Origin of the sequence: Lentibacillus juripiscarius (assembly GCF_042685205.1) — a bacterium.
GTDB lineage: Bacteria > Bacillota > Bacilli > Bacillales > Amphibacillaceae > Lentibacillus > Lentibacillus juripiscarius.
The window spans coordinates 295537-303826 of the sequence record NZ_JBHUNA010000009.1; the positions used below are offsets into that span (position 1 = coordinate 295537).

General features: G+C 44.5%; 5 protein-coding genes. 2 read left to right on the forward strand and 3 right to left on the reverse strand.

Features of this window, described 5'->3' with window-relative positions:
• Positions 1–31 precede the first annotated feature (31 nt).
• The gene (cydD, locus tag ACFSUO_RS06445) at positions 32–1768 is read left to right on the forward strand and encodes a thiol reductant ABC exporter subunit CydD (protein ID WP_382392231.1); all 1737 of its coding nucleotides are present in this window, start codon (positions 32–34) and stop codon (positions 1766–1768) included.
• Positions 1761–3476: a thiol reductant ABC exporter subunit CydC gene (gene cydC / locus ACFSUO_RS06450; RefSeq protein WP_382392234.1), complete on the forward strand. Its 1716-nt coding sequence runs from the start codon at positions 1761–1763 to the stop codon at positions 3474–3476. Before cydD ends, cydC begins: the two co-directional genes overlap by 8 nt.
• 150 nt (positions 3477–3626) lie before the next feature.
• On the opposite strand, the gene ACFSUO_RS06455 is transcribed toward cydC, so the two are convergent.
• The 3 genes from ACFSUO_RS06455 to ACFSUO_RS06465 all read right to left on the reverse strand — a co-directional run bounded on the left by ACFSUO_RS06455 (position 3627) and on the right by ACFSUO_RS06465 (position 7996).
• Positions 3627–5468, reverse strand: a complete 1842-nt coding sequence (locus ACFSUO_RS06455; RefSeq protein WP_382392236.1) for an ABC transporter ATP-binding protein — start codon at positions 5466–5468, stop codon at positions 3627–3629.
• Positions 5469–5481: 13 nt separating this feature from the next.
• Positions 5482–7230: an ABC transporter ATP-binding protein gene (locus ACFSUO_RS06460; protein ID WP_382392238.1), complete on the reverse strand. Its 1749-nt coding sequence runs from the start codon at positions 7228–7230 to the stop codon at positions 5482–5484.
• Positions 7231–7543: 313 nt separating this feature from the next.
• A complete protein-coding gene (locus ACFSUO_RS06465) occupies positions 7544–7996 on the reverse strand; it encodes a TlpA family protein disulfide reductase (protein ID WP_382392240.1) in 453 nt (150 codons plus the stop codon).
• Positions 7997–8290: the final 294 nt, after the last annotated feature.

The following is an 8290-nucleotide window of genomic DNA, read 5'->3' on the forward strand; positions in this document are numbered from 1 at the left end:
TCATTATCACGATGCATTGGAGGAATAAACGATGGACGGTCTGCGTAGTATCCTGCTCAATCACAAAAAACGTATCATCTTCCTGTGCATCCTGGCCGTGATAACGGCAGTGACGGTCGTCCTGCAGGCGTACTTTCTCTCAGCAGCTGTCGACCATATTTTTGTACAAGGGCAAACTTTTTCAGAGATTAGCTGGATGCTTGCTGGACTGGCTATCATACTCCTGCTCCGGACCACATTTACTTATACCGGCCGGCGAACAGGCATTGCAATGGCGGCGGACGTTAAGGCAGTATATCGGAAATCGCTTCTGGATAAATTTGCTGGTGAATCCGTCCTGCAGGCTGGACAAGGCCAATCCGGTGGGAAAATAAGCATACTGCTGGACGCGGTTGATGAAATGGACAGTTATTTCAGTGAATATATCCCCCAGCTGATTCAGGCCTCCATTATTCCGGTTGTTATTCTGACAATTGCCTTTACTCAACATATCCATACAGGGCTGATTATGATCATTACTGCCCCATTCATTCCGCTCTTCATGATTATTATCGGCATGCAGACAAAAAACAAATCGGAAGAGCAGCAGGAAAAACTGACCGCTTTTTCAGGTCAATTTCTGGATGCGCTGCAAGGGCTGACAACGCTGAAATTATACCGGCGTTCCCGAGCACAGGAAAAAGCGATGGAAACAAGTAGCCTTAGCTTTAGAGATGCAACGATGGAAATACTGAAAATAGCATTCACCTCTTCGTTCATGCTTGAACTAATTTCCATGCTCAGCATTGGCATTGTAGCCCTCGAACTCGCGATCCAAATGATTATTTACGAACAGGTATCATTTTTTACAGCCTTCTTTCTGCTCATGCTGGCACCTGAATATTACGCCACATTAAAAGAGCTTGGCAGTACCTTTCACAGCGGACAAAGCAGCAAAGGAGCAGCAGCTAAAGTGATAAATGAACTGGCCGAAGAGACGGATCCTTTGCATTGGGGAAACGTGGAGCTATCTGCTGGTGCAGTGCCGCCGTCGATTCAGCTGCAGCAGGCCGGTTATCATTATGAAGAAGGACTTTTCAGCCTGAAAAATATAAATGCCACGTTCCCTCCACGCGGAAATATTGCTATTGTCGGCCGGAGCGGATCCGGAAAGTCAACCCTGCTTCACCTGATTGCCGGCCTCCTCCCCCTCAGGGAAGGGAATATCATGGTCAATGATCATTCACTGGCAGCATACAGCAAAAATAGCTGGTTCAGCCAATTAAATTATATATCTCAGCACCCATATCTTTTTTCAGGAACAATAGCTGAGAATATTGCTATCGGCAGCAGCCAGGATCATACTCGCGGCGAAATCGAACGAGCTGCCGAGCAGGCTGGGATTGCAGGCGTCATCAATCAGCTGGAACAAGGCTATGATACACCTGTCGGCGAAGCGGGAAGAGGACTGTCAGGCGGCGAAATGCAGCGGCTGGCACTTGCAAGGGCTTTTCTGAAAAAGCCGTCGATTATTCTCTTCGATGAACCGACAACAGGACTCGATCTTTATACGGAACGGATACTGTATGCGTCTATCAGACAACTCGCACAGCAGGCAACAGTGATTACAGTGGCCCACCGTCTCTATACAATTAAGGATGCAGATACCATCCTTTTTCTGGAGCATGGCAGACTTCTTGCTGCAGGAACCCATTCCGAGCTCTTAAGGGATGTCCCGGAATATCGGGAAATGGTATTTGTGCACGATGGAGGGAAGAATCATGAATGACTTGGCGATTATTCTTAAAGCAATGGCAACAGAAAAAAAGGATATTTTACTTTCCATTCTGTTTGGGTTTACAGCTGGCATAACCGCTGTTGGCCTGTTTGCTGCCAGCGGCTACTTGATTTCCAAGGCTGCACTGACACCTCCACTCTACTCACTGATTATTCTTACATCTACAGTGAAACTGCTCGGAATAACGAAAGCAATTGTCCGCTATGCCGAACGCTATTTCTCGCATAGGGCGACATTCACTATTTTAAGCAACCTACGAGTTTCCTTTTTCCAAAAATTGGAACCTTTAGTGCCTGGACTGTTTCAAAAATACCGGAGCGGTGATCTGCTTTCCCGGGTTGTTGGAGATGTGGAAACATTGCAGCACTTCTTTCTCCGTGTGTTTTATCCGCCGATTGTACTGGCGGTTGTTTTTCTGAGCACCATTTTATTTACCAGTTTCTTTTCCGTTTATATTGCGCTGATCCTGTTGATTGGTTTGTTGCTGACGGTCGTTGTTATGCCAGCTTTGTTTGTATGGCGGCAGAAAAAAATTAATTATGATGTACGGAGATGGCGAAGCAGCCTGTCTGTTCAAACTGCTGAATTCTTGAATGGCTTTCGGGACCTGACAATCCATCAAAAAGTGGAAACAGCTAAACAAAACCTGATCCAGTCGTCGGATAACTACATTAGCGAACAAAAACGTGAAAACATGAACAAGCTATACAGCGAATCAGTCAATACATTTCTATCATTATTGGTGACTTGGTTCGTGCTCGCCACGGGTGCTTTTTTCATCAGCAGTGGGCAATTGGATGGTATATTGTTGGCCATGTTTGTGCTGATTTCCCTGACTGTATTTGAGGATGCGGGACCGATGGCTGCACTTCCGATTCATCTGCAGGACAGTCAACGCGCAGCAAGCCGGCTCTCTGCAGTTGCAACGGAAACACCGCATACAGCAGGCGGACATGGTTCTATCCAGCTGACGCAAGCCCGGTCAATAACGACTCAAGTTAGTGACGTCTCATTCACTTTTCCCGGAGAGAAGCGGCAAGCATTAAAACAGATTAACATCACGTTCCCAGCTGGTTCTAAGACGGCTATTGCCGGCCCCAGCGGCTCAGGTAAGTCAACTCTTCTGCAGCTGCTCCTCGGACTAAGCCAGGCTGATTCAGGTACCATCACCCTGGATGGTATCCCCGTTGAACAAATTGCTCCGGAGTCCATCTGGGAACATTCGGCTGTCATGCTGCAGGAAAATCATTTTTTCTTTGGTACGGTTAGAGACAATTTGATTCTGGCGAAAGATGGATTAACCGATGAAGAAATGATCGGTGTTCTTGAAAAAGTGCACCTCGACTATTTGGCGTTGGATGATCCAGTCCGCGAAAAAGGTGATAATTTATCAGGCGGGGAAAAACAGCGGCTGGCCCTTGCCCGGGCGATGCTGAAAAGAGCACATTTGTGGCTGCTGGATGAACCTGCATCGTCGGTCGACTCGCTCACGGAACAGTCCATTTACCGCCACCTTTTTGAACAGGCTGCCGATGACACACTTGTTATTGTCAGCCACCGCTTAACAAACCTGGAGAAAATGGATCAGATTATTGTCATGGACCATGGCGAAATCGTTGAAACCGGATCATTTGACGAATTAATGCAGCAAAAAGGCTACTTATATGAAATGAAACAGATAGAAAAGAATTTACTGTAACAAAAACAGCTTTCCTTCTTTAAAAGGAAAGCTGTTTTTTAATAGACTGTGGCTTTCCGCGTCACTCTTAGAAACCTGGCTTATAGCCAAGCCTTAATGGCGAAAACCTTAGTTGCGCTCTTATGAAGTTAAGAAAAGAGGCTTAAACAATCATATAGCATCCAGCATTTCAAATTGGGATTTGACTAGTTCAAAGTATTCCCCACGTTGCTGCATCAGTTCATCATGGTTGCCACTTTCAAGGATTTTACCATTTTCCAATACAAAGATATTATCAGACTCCCTAATAGTTGAAAGGCGGTGGGCGATAATAATCGCGGTCCGGCCGTTTAACAGACGCTTCAGGGCTGTCTGGATTTTCATCTCGGTTTCAGTGTCAATGCTTGCGGTCGCTTCATCCAGGATGAGAATTCTCGGATCTGCGAGCAATGCCCTGGCAAACGATAATAGCTGACGCTCCCCTGCCGATAGAATGTTGCCCCGTTCTTCCACCTCCGTTTCGTACCCATTCGCAAGGCGCTGAATGAATTCATCGGCACCGACGACTTTTGACGCCTCGATCACTTCTTCGTCTGTCGCATTAGGGCGGCCGAAGCGAATGTTTTCCAGAATGGTCCCGGAAAAAATGAATGTATCCTGGAGCACGACACTGATTTGCTGACGGAGCCGATCAAGTTTCACATCACGAAGATCATGCCCATCAATTTTGACAGCACCTTCTGTAGGATCATAGAAACGGCTGATCAGATTGGCTATGGTGGATTTCCCGCTGCCGGTATGTCCAACTAGTGCAACCGTCTCCCCTGCTTTCATCTCCAAGGATATTTCGTGCAAAGCAATCCGCTCTTCATCATACGCGAATTGAACCCGGCCAAATTCAATATGCCCCTGCATATCAGTCAAATCGGCTCCATCCGGTTTATCTTCCACATTCGGTTTTTGATCAAGAAATTCAAAAATGCGTTCAGATGCCGACATGGCCATCAGCAGCTGGTTATACATCTGCCCAAGGCGGGATATTGGTTCCCAGAACATTCCGATATAGAAAGCAAATGACACAAACGTACCTGTTGAAATACCACCGTTCGCTTCACCAAGCAGAATAAGGTAAGCCCCATATGATATGAGAATAATCGTTCCAATTGCATTACTCATTTCAACAAATGGACGGAACATAGCGCTTTTCTTTGTAGCCATACGCCAGCTCGTAAAATTATCGGTGTTAACCCCATCAAAATATTCCTCATTCTCTTTTTCCTGGGAAAATGATTGGGTGATGCGAATGCCCTGTATACTTTCATTCAGGTGGGAGTTCAGCCGAGACTGCTGAATTCGTACATTCTGCCATGAGCGGCGGATATTCCGTCTGAGCTTAGTTGAAATATAGAACATGATTGGCAGTATAACCAATATCGCCAGTGCCAGTTTCGGACTTAGTGCAAATAAAATAGCAACCATTCCTGTAAGCATGACAATATCCATTAACAGATTAATAATTCCGTTTGTAAACAATTCCTGCAGCGAGTTCGTATCATTCATAATCCGAACGATAATCGATCCGCCTGAACGTGAGTCAAAAAATCGGTGTGACAGCCGTTGGATATGAGAAAATAGGTGCTGCCGCAAATCATAAATAACATTTTGTCCGAGAATGTTGACCCACTTTATGCGAAAAATATTCCCAACATAGCTGAGCAGATATAACAGACCGATGCCGATAACGAGATAAGTTAACATCGTCATATCTTCATTGGCGATTACTGTATCAATAGCAACTTTACCGATCAGGATTGGTACAATTAGGCGTACGGCAGTTGAAATAAGCATTGCTATAATGGAACCAGGCAGATACGTCTTGGAATATGGTTTCAGATAAACAAGTAAACGCCACATTTGCTGCCAGTTAAACGGTTTTTCAACTGCGTGATCAACTGTATAATAAAAACGATTCAGATGACGGTTTTCTTTGGACATTTTGTTCCCTTTTTTCATATGTCTCCCCCCCTTATGTGGCTGTATCCATAATTTGTTCCCGGTCCTGGTACTGAATCCGATAAATCCGTTCATATGGTCCATTGTTGTTCACAAGTTCATTATGTTTGCCGCGTTCTGCCATTTCCCCATTTTCGAGAACAAGTATTTCATCAGCATGCTTTAGCGATGAGATACGATGGGCAATGATGAAGGTGGTCCTTCCTTTCATAACCTCTTTCAATGCCTGTTGAATTTTGAATTCTGTTTCCATATCAACAGCTGAAGTCGCATCATCAAGCACTAAAATACTTGGGTTAATACATATTGCCCGGGCAATCGCGATACGCTGTTTTTGACCGCCGGATAACCCCATTCCACGTTCACCAAGCATCGTATCATATCCATTTGGCATCTCCATGATAAAATCGTGCGCCTGTGCCCGCTTGGCAGCATCGATAATCTGTTCTTCCGGTATTTGGGGGTTTCCATAACGGATATTTTCCCTAATGGTAGTGGAGAACAGAAATGATTCCTGCAAAACAAACCCGATATGCTGACGGAGTGTTTTCAGTTTGTAAGCATCCACCGGTCTCCCGTCAACGAGCACTTCGCCTTTTTCTGGTTCATAAAAACGGGTAATCAGTTGTGTAATACTTGTTTTCCCGGACCCCGTTGAACCGATTAGACCAATGATTTTCCCAGGAGGTGCGTCAAATGTTATGTTTGAAAGTGCCGTATCATCGTCTTTTATATATGTCAGCGTGACATCATTGAAGGTGACATGCCCTTTGATTGGGGTATCAATGGCACCATCTTTCTCCACAATATCTTCTTTTGCCTCCAATATTTCCAGCAGCCGTTCACCGGAGGCTTTAGCCTGTGAAAACTGATTGACGACAAAGCCAAGGTTCATAAGTGGTCCCATGATATACCAGACAAGACTGAAAAAAGCTACAAGTTCGCCAAGGTTAAGGTTACCGTTCATTACCAGATAGCCGCCATAAGCTAACAGTAGTACCGCACATGCATTCCCGATGAATTCCATCACCGGCATATATTTTGACCATATATTTGCTGTAAATAAATAATTTTGCCGGTAATTATCATTGCTGTCAGAAAATCTGCCTATTTCAAAGTCCTCTCTTGATAACGATTTTACGGTATTCATTCCGCTGATATTTTCCTGTACACGTGTATTTAGTCTGCCAAATGATTTTCGGATTCCTCTGAAGGCGGGATGGACCCGTTTGTCGAACATAAACACAACCACCGCTAAAAATGGCATAGACGCCATCGTTATCAATGCAAGAGGAATAGAATAATAAAACATAACCCCTAAACTGATTACAATAAGCAGGGTTATTCGTATGAGTTCCGAAAAACCAAAAGACAGGAAATTCCGGAACATTTCCACGTCCGTCGTCAGCCGGGACATAATATCACCCGTTCTGGCATTGTCATAATACTTGAACGACAATACTTGCAGCTTTTCGTACAGAGCTTCACGCACCTTGTAAACAGAAGTTATCCCAAACAGGTCTCCCATATATTGATGGAAAAATGTTGCAGTTGCCTTCGCAAGCATAATAAGAAAGAATCCGGCCGCAATGTATGGAATTAATGGATACCGGTCCTTTAGTACAACCTCATCGATTGTTAACTGTAAAACAATTGGGTAAACAACTGTAATGGCCACTACAAAAAGCAAGGAAAATAATGAAGCAATTAAGTACTTTTTGTATGGCCAATAAAACTGCTTTAATTTTTCTAACGTATTCAATGCTATCCCTCCCCGATGACATTTCATAATATCTAATATAACGGGTTCCGAAGTAAAATTCCATACTTTTGCGTAATTTTTAAAACTTTTTTAATTAATAAATTATAAATGCTTGGACAACAATATTAAATGTAAGAGCGGCTAATTCTGGGGACGTGCACTCATATCCCTGATAAGCTACCGTGCCCTCGAACCCGTCCTAGTTCAGGCGCTCAGACCCAACTTTTGCAATAAATAAACAGCAGGAAAATTGGTTGCGCATTTCCCTGCTGTTCACCGTTATTTTAGCCAAGACAAAAGTTATTCGCTCATCTTATTTATTGGTTTCATCAAGAACCCGGTTGATCCGTTTGGTGAGCATTTTCATTCCTGCCCCGCCGCTTTGACGATGCCGCAGTCTACCGCTTACATCAAAGATATAGTATGCCGGTACGTACTTAATAGCAAATGCATTGGTCAAGGTATGCTCGTTGTCAACAAAAGTCGGCTGTGTGATATCGTGTTCTGCAGCTGTTTTCTTGACCGCGTCGAGATCCTGGTCTTTCTCTGAACGCGGCATATGGACACTGATTATGTTTAAATCCTGTTTATATCCATCTCGAAATTCATTTAGTTTCGGCATTGCATCTTTACACATATCACAGCTAATAGACCAGAAGTGGATCAGTGTTGGTTTTTCACCGATTAAATCGGCACGCGAAACTGGTTTGCTATTCAGCCATTTAGATGCACCTGTTAGTTCCGGCATCTGTTCGCGCAGTTTCATCTTCTTCCCTCCTGTCAGGCAGAGATCGGAACACCATGCAACGCATTTACGAGTGGCCGACACGGTGCCATCCTGCCTCCGTTTCCCTTCCATTCCTTTATATGATAAGCTGCTAATCCATGCGACTGCTTCTGACTATTTTCCGCAAACAGCCCATTTTTCACTCGGGCTGTAACAGGTAGGTACAGGTACCATCAAAGGGTTTCCTGCTTTGGAATGAACCAGTAATAGAGTAGGGTAACCTTTCTCAAGGCTACCCCCTCATCAAACCGCACGTGCCCTATTAAGGCATAC